20 protein-coding genes and 1 tRNA gene are annotated in these 18457 nt (G+C 71.4%); 5 read left to right on the top strand and 16 right to left on the bottom strand.

The window, feature by feature from the left end:
- Nucleotides 1–68 precede the first annotated feature (68 nt).
- Nucleotides 69–1946 (top strand): ABC transporter ATP-binding protein, encoded by a 1878-nt coding sequence (locus tag SOM13_RS04440; RefSeq protein ID WP_320478981.1) that lies wholly within the window; start codon nt 69–71, stop codon nt 1944–1946.
- A 48-nt stretch (nt 1947–1994) separates the two neighbouring features.
- Here SOM13_RS04440 and SOM13_RS04435 read toward each other — a convergent pair whose 3' ends face one another.
- Genes SOM13_RS04435 through SOM13_RS04410 form a run of 6 tightly spaced genes read right to left on the bottom strand, consistent with a single transcriptional unit; the run spans nt 1995 to nt 7039 of the window.
- Nucleotides 1995–3023 carry a Gfo/Idh/MocA family protein gene (locus SOM13_RS04435; RefSeq protein WP_320478980.1) on the bottom strand — a complete coding sequence of 343 codons (1029 nt, stop codon included), beginning with the start codon at nt 3021–3023 and terminating at the stop codon, nt 1995–1997.
- Nucleotides 3020–3613, bottom strand: coding sequence for an isochorismatase family protein (locus SOM13_RS04430; protein WP_192058628.1), 594 nt, complete (start codon nt 3611–3613; stop codon nt 3020–3022). The genes SOM13_RS04435 and SOM13_RS04430 overlap by 4 nt, the downstream gene beginning before the upstream one ends.
- Before the next feature lie 4 nt (nt 3614–3617).
- Complete coding sequence (dacB, locus tag SOM13_RS04425) at nt 3618–5132, bottom strand: D-alanyl-D-alanine carboxypeptidase/D-alanyl-D-alanine endopeptidase (RefSeq protein ID WP_320478979.1); 1515 nt, start codon at nt 5130–5132, stop codon at nt 3618–3620.
- A 46-nt stretch (nt 5133–5178) separates the two neighbouring features.
- Nucleotides 5179–6159 carry a Gfo/Idh/MocA family oxidoreductase gene (locus SOM13_RS04420; protein ID WP_320476913.1) on the bottom strand — a complete coding sequence of 327 codons (981 nt, stop codon included), beginning with the start codon at nt 6157–6159 and terminating at the stop codon, nt 5179–5181.
- The gene (locus SOM13_RS04415) at nt 6156–6569 is read right to left on the bottom strand and encodes an ImmA/IrrE family metallo-endopeptidase (RefSeq protein ID WP_192058635.1); all 414 of its coding nucleotides are present in this window, start codon (nt 6567–6569) and stop codon (nt 6156–6158) included. The genes SOM13_RS04420 and SOM13_RS04415 overlap by 4 nt, the downstream gene beginning before the upstream one ends.
- Complete coding sequence (locus tag SOM13_RS04410; RefSeq protein WP_192058638.1) at nt 6566–7039, bottom strand: helix-turn-helix domain-containing protein; 474 nt, start codon at nt 7037–7039, stop codon at nt 6566–6568. The genes SOM13_RS04415 and SOM13_RS04410 overlap by 4 nt, the downstream gene beginning before the upstream one ends.
- A 145-nt stretch (nt 7040–7184) precedes the next feature.
- On the opposite strand from SOM13_RS04410, the gene SOM13_RS04405 reads away from it, so the two are divergent.
- From SOM13_RS04405 to SOM13_RS04390, 4 genes are all read left to right on the top strand, one after another.
- Nucleotides 7185–7490: a hypothetical protein gene (locus tag SOM13_RS04405; RefSeq protein WP_192058640.1), complete on the top strand. Its 306-nt coding sequence runs from the start codon at nt 7185–7187 to the stop codon at nt 7488–7490.
- A 101-nt stretch (nt 7491–7591) separates the two neighbouring features.
- The gene (locus tag SOM13_RS04400) at nt 7592–8404 is read left to right on the top strand and encodes a M23 family metallopeptidase (protein WP_320479101.1); all 813 of its coding nucleotides are present in this window, start codon (nt 7592–7594) and stop codon (nt 8402–8404) included.
- A 64-nt stretch (nt 8405–8468) separates the two neighbouring features.
- Entirely contained in the window at nt 8469–9149 is a 681-nt protein-coding gene (locus SOM13_RS04395; protein WP_320478978.1) for a hypothetical protein, read from the top strand.
- Nucleotides 9146–9493, top strand: coding sequence for a hypothetical protein (locus SOM13_RS04390; RefSeq protein WP_192058646.1), 348 nt, complete (start codon nt 9146–9148; stop codon nt 9491–9493). The genes SOM13_RS04395 and SOM13_RS04390 overlap by 4 nt, the downstream gene beginning before the upstream one ends.
- 62 nt (nt 9494–9555) lie before the next feature.
- On the opposite strand, the gene SOM13_RS04385 is transcribed toward SOM13_RS04390, so the two are convergent.
- The 10 genes from SOM13_RS04385 to SOM13_RS04340 all read right to left on the bottom strand — a co-directional run bounded on the left by SOM13_RS04385 (nt 9556) and on the right by SOM13_RS04340 (nt 18424).
- Nucleotides 9556–9631, bottom strand: a tRNA-Thr gene (locus tag SOM13_RS04385).
- 61 nt (nt 9632–9692) lie between these two features.
- Entirely contained in the window at nt 9693–10373 is a 681-nt protein-coding gene (locus tag SOM13_RS04380) for a TetR/AcrR family transcriptional regulator (protein WP_192058647.1), read from the bottom strand.
- Nucleotides 10374–10387: 14 nt separating this feature from the next.
- A complete protein-coding gene (locus tag SOM13_RS04375) occupies nt 10388–11551 on the bottom strand; it encodes a DNA polymerase III subunit delta' (protein WP_243213642.1) in 1164 nt (387 codons plus the stop codon).
- Nucleotides 11548–12168 (bottom strand): dTMP kinase, encoded by a 621-nt coding sequence (gene tmk / locus SOM13_RS04370; RefSeq protein WP_192058650.1) that lies wholly within the window; start codon nt 12166–12168, stop codon nt 11548–11550. Before tmk ends, SOM13_RS04375 begins: the two co-directional genes overlap by 4 nt.
- Complete coding sequence (gene topA / locus SOM13_RS04365) at nt 12168–15080, bottom strand: type I DNA topoisomerase (RefSeq protein WP_320478977.1); 2913 nt, start codon at nt 15078–15080, stop codon at nt 12168–12170. The genes tmk and topA overlap by 1 nt, the downstream gene beginning before the upstream one ends.
- Before the next feature lie 138 nt (nt 15081–15218).
- Nucleotides 15219–15611 (bottom strand): Rv3654c family TadE-like protein, encoded by a 393-nt coding sequence (locus tag SOM13_RS04360; protein ID WP_320478976.1) that lies wholly within the window; start codon nt 15609–15611, stop codon nt 15219–15221.
- Nucleotides 15608–15967 (bottom strand): TadE family type IV pilus minor pilin, encoded by a 360-nt coding sequence (locus SOM13_RS04355; RefSeq protein ID WP_320478975.1) that lies wholly within the window; start codon nt 15965–15967, stop codon nt 15608–15610. Before SOM13_RS04355 ends, SOM13_RS04360 begins: the two co-directional genes overlap by 4 nt.
- A 1-nt stretch (nt 15968) precedes the next feature.
- Nucleotides 15969–16211: a DUF4244 domain-containing protein gene (locus SOM13_RS04350; protein ID WP_192058658.1), complete on the bottom strand. Its 243-nt coding sequence runs from the start codon at nt 16209–16211 to the stop codon at nt 15969–15971.
- Between the two features lie 103 nt (nt 16212–16314).
- Entirely contained in the window at nt 16315–17307 is a 993-nt protein-coding gene (locus SOM13_RS04345) for a type II secretion system F family protein (RefSeq protein WP_320478974.1), read from the bottom strand.
- Nucleotides 17297–18424, bottom strand: coding sequence for a TadA family conjugal transfer-associated ATPase (locus SOM13_RS04340; RefSeq protein WP_320478973.1), 1128 nt, complete (start codon nt 18422–18424; stop codon nt 17297–17299). The genes SOM13_RS04345 and SOM13_RS04340 overlap by 11 nt, the downstream gene beginning before the upstream one ends.
- Nucleotides 18425–18457: the final 33 nt, after the last annotated feature.

The following is an 18457-nucleotide window of genomic DNA, read 5'->3' as shown; positions in this document are numbered from 1 at the left end:
TCGGCCGCCCCGGTCACCTGCCGCGCACCGCGCGGCCTCCAGGCACGAGAGGCACCATGAGCTCCGACATGAGCGCGCGCACCCCGACGAACCCCGCCGAGGAGGCGCGGGTCGACCCCCCGAGGGCGCGTCGCGGTCTCGGACGCCGTCGCCCTCCCGAGGGGCCCCGTGCCACGTTCCGTCAGCTGCTGCCGTACCTCTTCGAGCACAAGAAGGTCATGACGGTGATCATCGTGCTCAGCGTGCTGGGCGCCGCGGCCTCGCTCGGTCAGCCGCTGCTCGTACAACGGGTGATCGCCGTCGTCGAGCAGGGCGGGGCCCTGGGCTCGCTCGTCTGGGCCCTCGTGGGGCTCGTGGTCGTGGCCGGTCTGCTGAGCGGGTTCCAGCACTACCTGCTGCAGCGCACCGGCGAGGGCGTCGTGCTCTCCAGCCGGCGCCGGCTCGTCGGGCGCATGCTGCGACTGCCGGTCAGCGAGTTCGACTCCCGCCGCACGGGCGACCTCGTCTCGCGGGTCGGATCGGACACCACGCTGCTGCGCGCCGTCCTGACGCAGGGTCTCGTCGAGGCGATCGGCGGCAGCCTCACCTTCATCGGCGCCCTGGTCGGCATGTTCCTGATCGACCCCGTGCTGCTCGGACTCACCGTGCTGGTCGTCGCCGTCTCGGTGCTCGTCGTCGTGCTGCTCTCGGGACGGATCCGGGTCGCGAGCCGACAGGCGCAGGAGAAGGTCGGAGACCTCACGGCGGCCGTCGAACGGGCCATCAGCTCGGTCCGCACCATCCGGGCGTCGGGGGCCACCGAACGCGAGGTCGCCGCGGTCGAGCTCGACGCCGTCGGGGCCTACGAGCGGGGGCTGCAGGTCGCCCGGATCTCGGCGCTCGTCGTGCCCATCTCGTCGATCGCTCTGCAGGCCTCGTTCCTGGTCGTGCTCGGAGTCGGGGGCTTCCGTGTCGCCAGCGGCGCCATCGAGATCGCGTCGCTGGTGTCGTTCGTGCTCTTCCTCTTCCTGATGATCATGCCGCTCGGCCAGGCGCTCGGCGCCGTCCTCAGCGTGAACCAGGCGCTGGGCGCCCTCGGTCGCATCCAGGAGATCCTCGACCTCCCGTCGGAGGACCACGACGACCGCCGCACGGCCGCGGACCTCGCCGGTGTCGCCCGCGTCGAGACCACCGACGCCGTGACCTTCGACGACGTGCACTTCCGCTACCCCGCGGCACCGGACGCAGCGGCCGGCGGGGTCGACGGCGTCGTGCCGGACGACGACCTCACTGTGCTCCGCGGGGTCAGCTTCTCCGTCCCCGCCGGCGGGCGCACCGCTCTGGTCGGGCCGTCGGGCGCGGGCAAGAGCACCATGCTGGCGCTCATCGAGCGCTTCTACGACCCGACGTCGGGAGTCGTGCGTATCGACGGGGTCGACCTGCGCGCCCTCGACCGCGACGAGCTGCGCTCGCGCATCGGGTACGTCGAACAGGACGCCCCCGTGCTCGCCGGCACCATCCGCGACAACCTGACCCTCGGCTCGCCGGGCGCCACCGACGACGACTGCCGACGGGTGCTCGAGGCCGTGAACCTCACCGCGGTGCTCGATCGCGGCGACGAGGGCCTCGACGCGCAGGTCGGCGAAGACGGCGTCATGCTCTCGGGCGGCGAGCGCCAGCGTCTCGCGATCGCCCGCACCCTGCTCTCCGCCCCGCCCATCCTCCTGCTCGACGAGTCGACGTCGAGCCTCGACGGCGTCAACGAGCAGCGTCTGCGCGGCGCGATCGACGCCGTGGCGGAGGACCGCACGCTGATCGTCATCGCCCACCGACTATCGACCGTCGTCGACAGCGACCAGATCGTCGTCGTCGACGGCGGGCGCGTCGTCGGGGTCGGCACGCACTCCGAGCTGGTGGTCAGCACGCCGCTCTACCGCGACCTCGCGAAGCACCAGCTGCTCGTCTAGCGGCGAGCCGGGGCCGCCGGGGCCGCTGGGGCCGCTGGGGCGCGAGGGTCAGCGGGTGCCGCGCCGCGCCTCCTCGATGACCTCGAGCGCTGCGACCGCGTCTCGCGGGTCGACGGGCACCTCGGCCTCGCCCCGCAGCGCTGCGGCGAGTCGGCCGTAGAACAGCGGGTAGCGGCCCCGCTCGGTGGGCACCACCCGGGCGTCGTCTCCGACGCCGATCGTGCCGTGCCGTGCCGGGTCGACGAGTCCGTAGGCGTCGTCCGCAGGCGACAGACCGTCCGCGAGCTGCGCCTCCTGCGGGTCGAGACCCGAGACGACGTAGGCGCCCTCCGATCCGAGCACCCGGAGGCGCGGGCCGGGCTGCGCGGCCACGTGACTCATCCAGAGACGCGAACGGACGCCGCTCTCGTGGCGCAGCGACAGCAGGACGTCGTCGTCGGCCGTCGCGGTGGGCCGACGCGTCGCGATCTCGGCGTGCACGTCGGAGACCGGGCCGAAGAGCCGCAGCGCCTGGTCGACGAGATGCGGGCCGAGGTCGAAGAGGATGCCGCCGCCGTCGGCGACCGTGGCGGAGGACTTCCAGCCCGCGCGGTTCGCGGTCTTCCACGGCTCGAAGCGGGACTCGAAGGTGTGCACGTCGCCGAGCGCCCCGTCGGCGATCAGCCGCGACGCCGTCAGGTAGTCGCCGTCCCATCGGCGGTTCTGGTAGACGGTGAGCAGTCGGTCGGAGCTCTCGGCCTGCGCGATCAGCGCGCGAGCCTCGGCGGCGGAGGTCGCCACCGGCTTGTCGACCACGACGGCCGACCCGGCACGGAGCGCCTCGGCGGCCACGTCGGCGTGCGTCGCGTTCGGGGTCGCGACGACGACGAGGTCGAGCCCCATGCCCGCGAGGTCCGCGCTGGAGGCCACGACCGCTGCGGCGGGGTGCCGATGCGCAGCGTCGGCCGCGCGATCGGCGTCTCGCGTGACGACGGCCGCCACGTCGTACTCGGGGTCGGCGGCGAGGAGGGCGCCGTGGAACACCCGCCCGGCGAGCCCGAAACCGACGATGCCGACCCGGATCGGCGCCCCGCTCACGACTCGACCCCGAGATCGGAGCGGGTGACGAGCGTCGCGCCCGCCTCCGACATCTCGGCCAGTGCGGCTTCGCTCGAGACGGGGGCGACACCGGCGACGAGATCGGTCACGACCCGGACGGCGAGCCCGGCGGCCACGGCGTCGAGCACCGACGCCCGCACGCAGTGGTCGGTGGCCAGCCCGACGACGTCGAGCGAGTCGACGCCCCGAGCCCGGAGCACCTCGGCGGCGCTCTCGCCGTCGGCCGTCACGCCCTCGAACGCCGAATACGACGGGCTGCCCGTGCCCTTCGTGAGATGCACGTCGATCGACGACGCGTCGAGCGCCGGATGGTAGTCGGCGCCGGTCGTGCCGCGGACGCAGTGCACCGGCCACGAGTCGACGTAGTCGGGCTGCTCGGAGAAGTGCCCGCCGTTGTCGCTCTCGGCCTCGTGCCAGTCGCGGCTGGCCAGCACGAGGGCGTAGTCGCCTGCCGCGAGCGCCAGGTGCTCGGCGACCCCCTCGGCGACGCGGGTGCCACCTGCCACGCCGAGCGCGCCTCCTTCGGTGAAGTCGTTCTGGACGTCGATGACGAGGAGTGCTCTGACCATGCGCTCATTCTCCTGACAGATCGGTGCCGCAGCGGTACACGGCCGCCGTCAGCGTGTCGAGTGCGGCGCGGGCGTCGTCGCGCACGTCGCCGATCGCGTAGAACGCGAAGGCGAGTCGGGTGCCGTCGGCGGAGTCGATGCTGCCCGCCAGCGTGTAGGCCGTGTCGATCCAGCCCGTCTTCGCGTGCACGGAGCCGGCCGCGACCGCGTTGTCGCCGGTGAAGCGACTCGCGAGGGTGCCCGTGCGCCCCGAGATCGGCAGCGCGTCGTAGACGACGCCGAGGCCGTCGCGGCGGTCGGCCACGGCGATCATCAGCCTCGCCACGACCGTCGAGGGGACCGCGTCGTTCTCGCTCAGCCCCGACCCGTCGATGATCGTCGTGGTCGAGGTGTCGAGCCCGTACGTCGACGACAGCACCGAACGGTAGAGGGGCGTCAGCGAGGCGGACGACCCGTCGGCGCCCGACGCACGCGACGAGGTCCGTGCGAGCATCTCGGCGAGCGTGTTGTCGGAGGTGGGCAGCAGCTGCGAGATCAGGGTGGAGACGGGCTGCGACGCGACCTCGCCCAGCACGGTGGCGCTGCTCGAGGCGCCCTGCGACATCGCCGCGGTGTCGGCCCCCGCGACCCCCGCGGAGACCAGCGCGGCCCGGAAGGCGTCGCCGGCGCGAGCGACGGGGTCGGTGCTGCGCGGGCTGGTCTGCGCGGCGGGGTCGGCCCGGTCGCCGTCGACCATCAGCGCCGTCACCTCGGAGTGGTAGCCGATGGTCTGCTCGGAGCGCTTCCAGGAGGGGTCCCACTCGTCGGCCTGACTCCAGTAGGTGGCGTCGAGAGTGATCCGCGAGACGGGGGCGTCGCCCAGCCGGGTCTTCACCTGCGCGGCGAGGTCGGCGAGCGTCGGCGCCCCGGCGTACACGCTGCCGCCGGAGGGGACGGCGCTGAGCGTGGCGTCGCCACCGCCGACGAGGGCGATCGCGCCGCTGCCGACGTCGCCCGTCACCCTGGTGGTCAGACGATGGTCGGGCCCGAGCACCGCGAGGGCGACCGCGCTCGTCAGGGTCTTGAGGACGCTGCCCGTGCGGGCGGGCGTCGATCCGTCTCGGTCGAACAGAACCTCGCCGGTCGCGGCGTCGACGACGGTGCCCTCGAACTGCGCGAGGCGGGGGTCGGCGGCCGCGGCGGCGACCGAGCAGGAGCGCACCGGGGCCGCCGTCGGAGTCGCGGTCGGCGTCGGCGTCGGGGTCGTCGGGGCCACGTCGGGTGCCGCCGTCGGGGTGTCGTCCGCGGTGGGCTCAGGTGTCGCACGGGGCGAGTCGGTCGGCGACGAGGTCGAGACGGTCGGCTCGCCCGGCGTCGTGATGGCCCCGGCCGCGACCGCTCCCCCCGCCAGCAGGGCGATCGCGGTCACGACCGCGGTGAGGCGCACACCGCGGGGGTGCTCGTCGAGGAGGCGCGCGAGGGTTCTCCGCGGACCGCCGCGTCGGTCACGCGGACGTTCTCGGGGTGCGTGGTCGTCCATCGCAGCCAGTGTACGAAACCGTCGCCGCGCCTCCTACCCGTGCCTGTTACTCGCCGGGATAGCGGACCCCGATCTGCTTCCGCATCTCGTCCATGGTGCGCATGACGTCGACGATGCCCTCGGCCGTGAGCAGGGGGCTCTCGGTCTCGCCCGCCGAGACGACGCGGTCGAGTTCGATGGCCTGGTGGTGCATGCCGCGGAGGGACCCCTCGTCGGAGTCGAAGCGCTCGATGACGGCGTCGTCGCTGTCGTACACGGTGAAGCCGACGGGGGTGTACCAGGTCGCGTCGATCTCGACGCGACCGGCCGTGCCGTGCACGACGGCGACGTTGTGCCCCGTCGAGTCGAGCGCCGAGTACAGCTGCGCCGAAGCGCCGCTCGCATAGCCGAGGGTCACCGAATGGCGGGCGTCGACGCCCTGGTCGCTGAGGACCCCGACGGTCGCGATGTCGGTCGGGGCGCCGAGCAGATCGTGGGCGAACGACACCGGGTAGACGCCGAGGTCGAGCAGCGCGCCGCCGCCGAGCGCCGGGTCGTTGAGGCGGTGGCGCGGGTCGGTCGGCAGGGACTGCAGGTGCACGGCCGTCAGGAGGCGCACCTCGCCGATGGTGCCGGATCGCACGATCGCCCGCAGTCGCGCGCTCTGCGGGAGGTAGCGGGTCCACATCGCCTCCATCGCGACCACGCCGGCGGCGGACGCGGCGTCGAGGACCGTCTGCGCCTCGGCGGCGTTGACGGTGAAGGCCTTCTCGACGAGCACGTGCTTGCCGGCGGCGATCGCGAGCAGGGCCTGCTCGGCGTGGAAGACGTGCGGAGTCGCGACGTAGACGGCGTCGACGGTCGGGTCGGCCACGAGGTCTTCGTAGCTGCCGTGCGCGTGGTCGATGCCGAACCGGCCGGCGAACTCGTCCGCCTTGGCCTGGTCGCGCGAACCGACGGCCGAGACGGCCAGGCCGGCCCCCAGCAGGTCGGAGGTGAAGGCCTGGGCGATGCCGCCCGCGCCGAGTATTCCCCATCGAATCGTCATGACACCTGTCTACCAGCCGCCCGGTCGGACTCCGACACCCTCAGCTGCGCGATGCGCGCCTCCAGCAGGTCGGCCGTGACGGCCAGCTCGACCGCCCAACGCCCCGGGTCGGACGACCACCTCATCAGATCGAGCAGCTCGTCCTCGTCGATGAGTCGGAGGGAGGCGACCCTGTCGGCATTGCGCTCCATCCGCAGGTCGATGAGCGGGACGCCCGTCTCGTACTCGTCTCGCTCGGCGTGGACGAGCTCGTGCGCGAGGACGGACCGCTCGAGCGCGCCTCGCATCCGGGGCTTGATGAGGATGGCGCCGAGCTGGGGTACGTACCTGCCGAAGTCCGCTCGAAGCGGGTACTCGATGATCGGGACCCCCAGATCCGCCGCGTGCTCCCGCGGTACGTACTGAGTCACGGTGTGTGGTCGTCCTCCTCGACTTCGTGGGCGTCGCTCTTGGCCGCACTCGGCAGCGACTCGATGTCATCTTGACTGGAGCCACTGACAACGGCCCACGCAGGGTGATCGACCGGGGGCGCGGAGGTCGCGGAGGCGTCCGCCGCCGAGCTGACCCTGCGGAGCATCTCGCGGGCGATCTCGAGATCGGTGAAGTCCGTGATCTGCAGGGCTCGCGGAACGCTCAGCGTGCCCTCGATGTCGCCTGGCCGGAGGTAGCCGGCGGCGACGAGGGCCAGGAAGGGGCTGACCCCGTAGGCCCGTGCCACTCCGATGACCTGTTCCGCCTTGGGCTGCACCTCGCCCGAGACCCATCGACTCACGGTGGCCGTCGAGACGCCCGCGACACGGGCGATCTCGGATTGGTTGGGTACTCCGGCTTCGGGGCCGGCGATCGCAGTGAGGAAGGCCGACCAGGTCTGGGTGATCACGAGGAGACGCTACAGGTCTCGCTGCATACGTGCAACGCATTTCCATATACGGAGCAGCAGCCCTGTGGGCATCCTGTCGCGACACGCCGCGTTCCGCCCACGGGACGCTGTTGCACATGTGGAGATGCGCCGTAGTGTTCCTCGTATGAACAAACCATCCGCACATGCAACACCGACCAGGGTCGACCGTCTGGTTCTGGACGTCGTCGCTCTGCACGAGCTGCGAAGGACTCACCAGATCGAGTCCGACGCCGAGCTGGCCCGGATGATCGGCGTCGACCGGACGACCCTCGCCCGGGTCGCAGCAGGCGGTCCGCCGTCCAACGGCTTCATGGCCCGGACCAAGCTGCTCTTCCCCTCGGCACCGCTCGACCGGCTCTTCGTCGTCGAACGACTGCTCGCCACCCGCCATCAGGTCGGGTCGGCACCACTCGGACTCCGCCACCGCTGAGTCCCGTGCACGCTCGCCACGACAACCGAGCACCTGCTTCCCCACACGGGGAGCGGCTCAGCGACCGCTGAGCCGAAGAAAGAGAAGAAACGGAGCACACCATCGCAATCTCCTGGTTCTATCCATTCCGATCCGAGACGGACGTCTCGTCCCCCTTCGGACCTCGTGTCTCCCCCGGCAATGGCGGGAGCACGAACCACCAGGGCATCGACTACGCCCCCGGTGCGGACACGCCGATCTACGCCGTGGCGGCGGGCACCGTCACGGCATCGGGTCTCATCAGCGGCTACGGCAACCACGTGGTCATCACTCATGGCGAGGGCTGGACGAGCCTCTACGGCCACATGGCATCGGCCTCGCCCCTCCGGGTCGGGCAGAGCGTCGGCGCCGGATCGTACGTCGGCCCTGTCGGCACGACAGGCAACTCGACCGGCCCCCACCTGCATCTGCAGCTGGAGCTGAACGGAGTCCCTCAGGACCCGGCCCCGCTCATCCGAGTGGACGCCCTCGCCCCCAACCCTCCCCGCTATCCCAACCAACCGAAAGAAGAAGAAGAAGACATGGACAAGCTCTACATCATCACTCAGGGAACCACGAGCCGCTGGGCTCCCGGCAGCAAGTTCCTCATCTCGAACGGACGCAGCCGGCTCGTGTCGACCGCCGATCTGGCCCTCGTCGGCCTGGCGCTCTCGGACGGCATCGAGGTCACGACATCGGAGATGGGTCGCGTGCTCGCGCTGCACAGCATCCCCGATTCGGGCAGCGTGTCGATCAACGACTTCGACCGCTACCGCAACATCAGCCTCGCGCTGAACGCGGACTCCCCCACCCCGAACATCCAGTACACCGTCTCGAGCAACCTCGAGGCCGTGAAGTCGGGTGTCGGAGCGATCCGGACCAAGGTCGGCGCCTGACGGACGACGACGAGGGAGGCCTCCGCTTCGGCGGGGGCCTCCCCTCCCTCTCCGGGGAGGAGCCGTGACCCTCCACCCCGTCGGCCCCTCGAGCTACGGCTCGCTCCGGGGTGTCGTCCAGTACGTGACGGACGAGACCGTCGCAGCGCAGGTCAATTCGCTCATCGCCGAGTCCGCAGGCGTCTTCGCGGACGGCGGCATCCTGTCGGTGAACGAGGGGCTCCGCTCACGACGCGACCAGGAGATCAAGCGGGCCGCATGGGAGGCGTTCGTCGACGGCGGCCCCTGGGCCCCGCTCGCGGCGGTGCCCTACACGTCGTCGCACGACCAGGCGCAGGGCGCCGGCCTCGACTTCGGCATCACACTGCCCGACGGGCGGAACCGGGCGCTCGAGGACGACGAGGCGGCCCACGCGTGGGTCGTCGCACGCGGACGCCTCCGAGGCATCCGCCATACGGGAAGGGACTTCCGACCGACGCCCGAATCCTGGCATTTCACCGGCGGATATCCCGCCTCCCTCAACCCCATCGATCCCGAGGAGGTCGACATGACACCAGAAGAGAAGAAGCAGCTCGCCGCCGTCCTGGACGCGGTCACCACGACGAAGAGCGCGGTCGGACGCGTCGAACGCCGCCAGGTGGTGATCGTCGACGCAGTGGTCAAGATCAAGGTCGCCGTGGGCGACGTCCGCCAGAAGGTCTTCCGGATGGCCACGACTCGGAGGCCGCCGGAGGACCGATCATGACCCCGGCCGACGAGCGGACGGCGACCGACTCCGAGGCGCAGCCGCCCTCCGTGCATGCCATCTGGTTCACGACCCAGCGCGTGCTGCGGACCATCGTCGCGGTGGGCATACCCGTCTTCCTGAGCTTCGCCCTGGTCCTGCCGCTGGTCATCGAGGCATTGGGGCTGCCCGTGTCGTCGGCGCTCTACGGGTGGCTCGTCGGGTTCGCCGCGACCACCACAGCGGTCGCGGGAGCGATCACCCGGGTGATGGCGGTGCCGGCGGTCAACAGCTGGCTCATGCGGATCGGACTCGGATCGGTGCCTCGCCCGACCGATCGGAACACGCGACCGGCGGAGCATTGACGACGACGCTCGTCACGGGCTCAGACGACGGAAGCCCCGGTCGGTGACGACCGGGGCTTCTGTGGAGCCGCTTTGGGGAATCGAACCCCAGACCTTCTCATTACGAGTGAGACGCTCTACCGACTGAGCTAAAGCGGCGGATACCGGCCATGGCCGACAACCAGTGCCTGTCGGCACGAATAGATACTGTACCGGATTCTCAGAGTTCGCGTGACACGAGGCGCCGCAGGTCGGCGAAGCTGTCGTCCATCCGGGCGCGGAGGCTGAACCGGTAGTCGCCGAGGTGCTCGACGTCGTCGTCTTCGATCCATTCGGCCCAGGCGTGCCGCAGCGTGGCGATGACCACGAGCGCGACGAGGTGGGCGCGGCTCGCTACGGCCGCCGCACCGTCGACCCCGTCGGAGCCGTCGATGGTGGACGCCAGGCCGGCGTCGGCTGCGAGCCGCTGGGCGACGACCTCGGTCACCCGTTCTTCGAACACGCGGACCGACGCCATCCGCCGTGCGAACAGCTCGGGGTACGCGCGCAGCACGGCGCGGCGCCGCTGCACGAGCTCTCGGTCGCCGGTCGCCGTCGTCGCGGCGTGGTCGAGGAGGTGCACCAGACCGTCGAGGAGCGACCCGTCGTGATCGGAGACGAACGCCTCGAGCTCGGCCCCGTCGGAGAGCTGCGGCGGATCTCCGACCACGGCCTCCTCCTTGGAGGTGAAGTAGTTGAAGAACGTGCGGGGCGACACGTCGGCGCGTCGGCTGATCATGTCGACCGTGACGGCGTCGAGCCCGTGCTCGTTGATGAGATCGAGCACCGCGACCTGGATCGCCCGCCGCGTGGCCAGGCGCTTTCGCTCGCGGAGGCCAGGGGCGGCGGTCGGGTCGCTCATCCGGCCATCTTGCCTCACCTGACCGCGTGTCTGCTGATGGCGACGAGCATGGCCTCGAGTGCGAGGACCGGCGACACGTTCGACTCGATGCGACGGCGGGCGACCGCGATCGCGTCCATCACGGCGAGGGTGCTGGCCGGCGAGGAGGCGCGGGTCGCCTCGTCGAGACGCCCGCGCATGCTCTGGTTGACGGGGTCGTCACCGACGCCGAGGTGCAGGAGCAGGACGTCGCGGTAGAGCGAGAGCAGGTCGACCATGATGCGGTCGATGCCGTCGCGGAGGCTGCGCGTGGCACGGCGCTTCTGGTCGTCGTCGAGCGCCCGCAGCTGACTGCGGAGCGCCGGAGGCACCGTCCCGCCCGGCTCGACCCCGAGGGAACGCAGCGCACTGGCCCGCTCGTCGGCGTCGCGTTCGGTCGTGATGGCCTTGGCGTCGTCGCCGGCCACCGCGAGCAGCGTCGCCGCCGCCTGCACGGCGTCGGACACCGAGCGGATGGCGAGCGCGGTCTCGAGCGTCCGTCGGCGACGGTCGCGCGCCTCCGGGTTGGTGGCGAGTCGGTGCGCCATGCCGATGTGACTCTGAGCCTCGCGGGCCGCGACGACGGCCGTCTCGTGATCGACTCCGTCGCGACGCTCGATGAGGGCCGCGACGTCGGCCACCGAGGGGACGCGCAACCGCACGCCACGGACCCGCGACCGGATGGTCGGGATGAGATCGGCCTCGCTGGGCGCGCAGAGGATCCAGACCGTGCGAGGCGGCGGCTCCTCCAGCGCCTTCAGCAGGAGGTTCGACGTGCGCTCGGTCATGCGGTCGGCGTCCTCGATGACGACCACCCGGTAGCGCCCCACCGACGGGGAGAACTGGGAGGCCGCGACCAGGGTGCGGACCTCGTCGATGGTGATGATGATGCGCTCGGTGCTCAGCACCGCGAGGTCCGGGTGCGAGCGGGCCCCGACCTGACGGATGGTCGCCTCGGCATCCTCGTCGCTGCGGGCCAGGAGCGCCGCAGCGAACGCGTAGGCGAGATTCGACCGCCCCGAGCCGGGCGGGCCCGTGATCAGCCAGGAGTGGGTCATCGACGAGTTGCCCGGTTCGGTCGAGGCCGCCGCACGCAGCGACTCGATGGCGTCGGCCTGACCGGTCAGGCCGTCCCAGAACGACGGTGTCGACACGGTCACTCCAGGAGGCCGGCGACTCGGTCGCGGATGAGCGACGCGATCTCCGCCTGCGGCAGAGACGCGTCGACGACCACGAACCGCTCGGGTTCGGACTCGGCCACAGCCAGGTACGCGGCACGGACGCGCGCGTGGAAGTCGGACTTCTCGGACTCGAGCCGGTCGTACTCGGTGCGGGCGCTGTCGAGCCGACGTCGCCCCTCGGCCTCGTCGAGGTCGAGCAGGACGGTGAGGTCGGGGGCCAACCCGTCGACCGCCCATTCGGACAGCGATCGGATCTCGTCTCCGCCGAGGACCCGGCCGGCACCCTGGTAGGCCACCGACGAGTCGATGTACCGGTCTTGCAAGACGACGTCGCCCCGGTCGAGGGCGGGCCGGACCAGCGTCTCGACGTGGTGCGCCCGATCGGCGGCATACAGCAGGGCCTCGGCACGAGGGGCGATGTGACCCCGACGATGCAGGACGATCTCGCGGAGCTCGAGCCCGAGGTCGGTCCCCCCGGGCTCGCGCGTCCGCACGACGGACCTGCCGCTCTCGACGAGCCAGGCCTCGAGCAGACCGGCCTGCGTGGTCTTCCCCGATCCGTCGCCGCCCTCGAGCGTGATGAAGAGGCCCGCCACTACTCGGGCTTCTTCGCAGCTGCCGGCTTCTCGGCCGCAGCGGGCTTCGCCGCAGAGGGCTTCTTCGCAGCAGCGGCCTTGGTCGCGGTCGCCTTGGTCGTGGCGGCCTTGGTCGTGGTCGCCTTGGTGGCGGCCGCGGGCTTCTTCGCGGCCGGCTTCTTGGCAGCCGGCTTCTTGGCGGCGGGCTTCTTGGCCGCCGGCTTCTTCGCAGGCCCCTTGGCGCGTTTGTCGGCGATCAGCTGCACGGCGCGCTCGAAGTCGACCTCCTCGACGGTCTCGCCGCGGGGGATGGTCGCATTGGTCTCGCCGTCGGTGACATAGGGCCCGAAGCGACCGTCTTTGACCTTGATGGGCTTGCCGCTGATCGGATCAGCCTCGAACTCCTTCAGGGCGCTGCTGGCGCGCTTGGCACCGTACTTCGGCTGAGCGTAGAGCTCGATCGCACCGGCCAGGTCGATGTCGAAGATCTGATCCTCGCTGGTGAGCGACCGCGTGTCGGCGCCCTTCTTCAGGTACGGGCCGTAGCGGCCGTTCTGCGCCTGGATCTCCTCGCCGCTCTCCGGGTCGACACCCACGACACGGGGCAGGTCGAGAAGCCGGAGGGCGGTCTCGAGATCGACGGTGTCGACGTCCATGCTCTTGAACAGCGACGAGGTCCGCTCCTTCGGAGCGGCCTTCTTCGCCGGCGCCTTCTTCGGCTTCGCCCCGGTGCCTTCCGTCGCAGCGGGCGCGGGGGCCTCGACGACCTCGCCGGTGGCGGGATCCGCATCGACCTCCTCGGGAGTCCGCTCGGTCACGTAGGGGCCGAAACGGCCGTCTTTCGCGATGACCTCCTTGCCGCTCTCGGGATTGACGCCGAGCACGCGATCGCCGATGACGGGCGCGTCGATCAGCTCGCGAGCCTTCGCGGCGGTCAACTCGTCGGGAGCGAGGTCCTGCGGCACGTTCACCCGACGCGGAGTCTCGGGGTCCGAGCCCGGCGCCTCGAGGTAGGGGCCGTACCGCCCGATGCGGAGGGTGAGCCCCTCGCCGAGCGGTATGGAGTTGATGTCCCGTGCGTCGATGTCGCCGAGGTTGTCGACCACCTTGCGGAGACCACGGTGCTGCTCGTTGCCGAAGTAGAAGCCGTTGAGCCAGTCGACCCGATCGGCGCCGCCCCCGGCGATCAGGTCCAGGTCGTCTTCCATGCTCGCGGTGAAGTCGTACTGGACGAGGTCGCCGAAGTAGTCCTCGAGCAGTCTCACGACCGAGAAGGCGATCCAGTTCGGCACGAGCGCCGTGCCCCGAGGGGTCACGTAACCGCGGTCGACGATGGTCGACATGATCGCGGCGTAGGTCGACGGGCGACCGATGCCCAGCTCTTCGAGCGTCTTGACGAGGCTCGCCTCCGTGTAGCGGGGAGGGGCGCTCGTGTCGTGGCCCTTGGCCTCGACCGCGTCGAGGGCGAGGTTCTGCCCGACCGTCAGGGGCGGGAGCTTGGCGTCGGCTGGCTCGGCCGAGCCGTGGCGGTCCTCGTCGCGTCCCTCTTCATACGCGTTGAGGAACCCGCGGAACGTGATGACGGTTCCCGATGCGGTGAACTCCGCCAGGGTGCCCGCGCCGCTGCGCGGGGTGATCCCCTCGACCGCATCGGGGGTCGTGGCCGCCACGACGACGGACGCCGTGGATCCCTTGGCATCGGCCATCTGCGACGCGACCGTGCGCTTCCAGATGAGGTCGTAGAGCTTCCAGTCGTTGCCGCGGAGGGTGGTCGACATCTCGGACGGCGTGCGGAAGGTGTCGCCCGACGGGCGGATCGCCTCGTGCGCCTCCTGGGCGTTCTTGCTCTTGCCCGTGTAGAGGCGGGGTTTGGCCGGAACGGTCTCGGCACCGTAGAGCTTCGACGCCTGGTTGCGGGCCGCATCGATCGCCTGCTGCGAGAGCGACGGCGAGTCGGTGCGCATGTAGGTGATGTGGCCGTTCTCGTAGAGCGACTGCGCGACGCTCATGGTCTGACGAGCCGAGAAACGCAGTTTCCGCGCCGCCTCCTGCTGCAGGGTCGACGTCGTGAACGGCGCTGCCGGACGACGCGTGTAGGGCTTCGACTCGACGGAGGTGACCTCGATCGTGACGCCGGCGGACTCGAGGGCCCGTGAGAGGGCGAGCGCGGTCGACTCGTCGAGTGAGACGGACTCGTTCTTCAGCTGCCCGCGGTCGTCGTAGTCGCGACCGCTCGCGACGCGTGAGCCGTTGATCCGCACCAGCTTCGACGAGAACGGGACCGACTCGGTCGAGGGCTCGAAGGTCGCGGTGAGGTCCCAGTAGGTGGCGGAGACGAAGGCGAGACGCTCTCGTTCGCGATCGACCACGAGTCGTGTCGCAGCCGACTGGACGCGACCGGCGGAGAGACCGGGGCCGACCTTCCGCCAGAGGACGGGCGACACCTCGAACCCGTAGAGACGGTCGAGGATGCGGCGGGTCTCCTGGGCGTCGACGAGCGCCGTGTCGAGCTCACGGGTGTTCTCCTGCGCCTTCTGGATGGCGTCCTTCGTGATCTCGTGGAAGACCATCCGCTTGACGGGGACCTTGGGCTTGAGCTCCTGCAGCAGGTGCCACGCGATGGCCTCGCCCTCGCGGTCCTCATCAGTCGCGAGGTAGAGCTCGTCGGCCGTCTTCAAGGCGCGTTTCAGATCGGAGACGGTCTTCTTCTTGGCGTCGGACACGACGTAGTAGGGCTCGAAGCCGTTCTCGACGTCGACGGAGAACTTGCCCAGCGAGCCCTTCTTCAGCTCGGGCGGCAGGTTCTTCGGCTCGATGAGGTCGCGGATGTGGCCGACGGATGCGAGGACCTCGTATCCGCTGCCGAGGTACTGGGCGATCGTCTTGGCCTTCGCGGGCGACTCGACGATGACCAGTTTCTTCGTGCCTGGCACGGGACTCCTTGGATTGTGGAACGTAGACGGCCGATCGAGACCGATCGGCGAGGCCGTCGGGGACGACGTCCCCTCCGGCGAGGGCGACGTGGTGGCTGCCGACAGGCACACCATACACACACCGCACGCGCGACTCGCTCACGGCGTCGCCGGTGACCCGACCGCCTCGGCGGGTGGCGGACCCGCCGTCGCGGACGCCGCCACGGGCAGGAGACCGAGTGTGCTCGACACCCTGACGGTGACGATGGATCCGTCCGTCTCGCAGGCCACGAGGGCGGCCCGGTTGGCCTCGGCCGCCCGGCTCGCGGCATCGCAGACGACCCCGGCCGTCAACCCTGAGGCCACGTCGGCGCCCGCCAGGGCCGAGGCGTCGGCGGCCCCCGCCACCCGACTGCGCTCGACCAGGACCCGCGCCGTGCCCGTCACGGCGAGCACCAGCGCGACGATCATCAGCAGCAGTCCCACGGCGACGACGGACGCCGCTCCCCCGTCGTCGCCGGGCAGGAGGCGCGGGTGCGGTGTCGAGGTCATCCGCCGGCCCTCGGGGCGCAGCTCCGACCGGTCAGCTCGAGACCCTCGACGGGCCCGAGTGCCACCACCCGCGTGAGCCGGATGCAGACCAGCTCGCCCTCCGACGACGTGGAGACGCTCGCGCCCGGTGCGAGAGCCGCGAGCGTCGCCGGCACGGCGTCGCCGCCGCCTCGGGCCGTCTGCCGCGCGACCACAGCCGCGGCGTCCGACAGGCGGATGGCCTGCATCCCCGCGCCGGCGCCCACGAGGGCGAGACCGACGACGGACAGGAGCGCTGGCACCACCACGGCGAACTCGGCCGTGACGCTGCCGACGTCGGACGGGAACCGGCTGCGCCCCGGTGCGACGCAGGCCATGTCAGCCCACCGTCAGGGCGGACCGGACGAGATCGGACAGGGTGCCCCGCACCTCGTCCGAACGCATGATGACGACCAGGAGACCGGCGAACCCCACCGCGGCCATGATGACGATCGCGTATTCGGCGGTCGCCGCGCCGTCGTCGGCCGCGAGCAGGCGACGGAGCGGGCCGGCGCGGCGACTGCCGTCCCGGCCGGTGAGGACGGTCGTGTTCCGGGTGTCGAGGGCGGGATGCGGTGTCATGGGGTTCCTTACTCTCTGCAGGACCACTCGGTGTGGCGTGGTCCGAGTCTCCGGCGTCGCCGCGACCGACCGGCGTCGGCACCGGCGACGCTGGGGAACGGTCTCACCAGCTCGCCGTTGTGGAGGAGACGAGCGAGACGACGAGCGGCACGACGGCGACGACCAGGAACGCCGGCAGGACGCAGAGGCCGAGCGGCAGCATGAGGGTCGACCCGAGTCGTGCGGCGGCCGACTGGGAGTCCGCGGCACTGCGGAGTCGCCGTTCACGGGCGGTCGCCCGGAGCAGCTCACCGGCGGGGGCACCGGCCCGGCGCGAGAGATCGAGCACCTCGAGGCAGTCGCGCTCGGCGCCGTCCTCCGCTGCGACCCCGGACCCGTCCGCATCAGCCGACGGGAGCATCTCGAGGGCGGACCGCACGAGCGCGAGCCCCGAGTCCCACGACGCACCGCCCGAGACCGCGACGGCCAGCAGTTCCAGGCGCAGACCGGGGACGGGCCCCTCGGGCGTGGCACCGCGGACGAGTCGTGCGTTCCAGGCCCGAGCGAGGGCCACGAGGCCCGCGCCGACCGCGAGGCAGCCCCAGCCGACGGGCGTGCCGACCAGCACGCCCGCCGTGTCGAAGCCCATGCCCATGGAGAACAGCAGACCCACCGGCGGCAGCGCCAGCACGATGCGCCCCGTCGAGCGAGGCCCGCTCAAGGCGACCTCGACGTCGCGCCGCGCCGCCTCGGCTGCGCGAAGGCCCGCCACGAACGTCCGCAGGCAGTCGGCCAGGGGCGCACCGCTGCGCTCCGCGACGAACCACGCACAGGCGACCTGCCGCCAGTCGAGCTCGTGACGCGGGCCGTCGGGCGCGCGTGCGAAGGGTCGTCCGCCCAGAGCGGCCGCGAGCGCCTCCGAGATCGGCATGCCGGTCACGGCCTCGGTCGCGACGGCGAACGTCACCTCGCGGACGGGCCCCGGAGGCTCCGACTCGGCGATATGCCGCCAGGCCGAGGCCGGGACGACGCCGGCGGACAGCAACACGGCGACGCGCTCGACGACCGTCGAGGCGGGGGTGACGGTGACGAGACGGCGCCGCCGCTCAGGCGGCACGACGCGCGAGCCCCGCCCGAGCCGTCAAGGCGCCGTCCGCATCGAGCACGAGGTGCCCAATCTGGGCGAGACGCCGACCCTCGGCGGTCCGCTCCAGATGGAACACGGCGTCGAACGCGCTGACGGCCTGTCGCGCCAGCGCCGCGGGGCTGAGCCCGGCGACCGCGCCCAGCGCCTCGAGACGGGCGGGGACGTCGGCCAGACCGTTCGCGTGCAGAGTGCCCGCGCCTCCGTCGTGCCCGGTGTTCAGGGCAGACAGCAGATCGCGCACCTCCACTCCACGGCACTCCCCCACCACGAGTCGGTCCGGGCGCATGCGCAGCGCCTCGCGCAGCAGACGGGCGAGATCGACTCCACCGACGCCCTCGAGGTTGGGCTGACGCGTCTCGAGTGAGACGACGTGCGGATGATCGATCCGGAGCTCGGCCACGTCCTCGATGGTCACGATCCGATCGGTCGGATCCGCTTCGGCGAGGAGACTCGACAGGAAAGTGGTCTTCCCCGCCCCGCCCGCCCCTGTGATGAGGATGTTCGCGCGCCGGCCCACGCACCTCCTGACCTCGCTCTCGTCGACGTCGTCGAAGAACCCCTGCGCGGAGAGCCCGTCGAGCGTGAGGGGCGTCCGGCGCGGCAGGCGGATGGAGAGGAGGGTGCCCGCCGTCGACACGGGCGGCAGGACGACATGGACCCTGATGCCGGCGTCGAGGCGCACGTCGACGCAGGGGCTGGCCTCGTCGACGTGTCGACCGCCCGCCGCCACGAGTCGTACCGCGAGATGCCGTGCGATGTCGTCGGACAGGTGGATGCGACCGTCGGGCAGGAGGCCGTGGCCGCGATCCACCCAGGTGCCCCCTCCGCCGTTCACGAAGACGTCGGTCACGCCCGGTTCGTCGATGATCTCGCGCAACGGGCCGAAGGGAGCCCCGCGAGACGAGCCGGGCAGGCTCTGTACCCCGTTCGCGCCCGTTGTACCCCGATGATCGAGACGGCCGCGCGACGCCGCGGGGACGAAGCGCCCCAGGTCGACTCCGCGGGTGACCGACGGGTGATCGACGGGACGCGGCGAGGGGGCGGCAGGGGCGGCCGAGAGGGTGTTCGAGGTCTGGATCGGAGTCATAGCCGGACGCTAGAGGACACGCCACCGGAGCAG

This window comes from Frigoribacterium sp. CFBP9030 (assembly GCF_034045195.1).
GTDB lineage: Bacteria > Actinomycetota > Actinomycetes > Actinomycetales > Microbacteriaceae > Frigoribacterium.
This window is presented reverse-complemented; position numbering and strand designations above follow the sequence as displayed.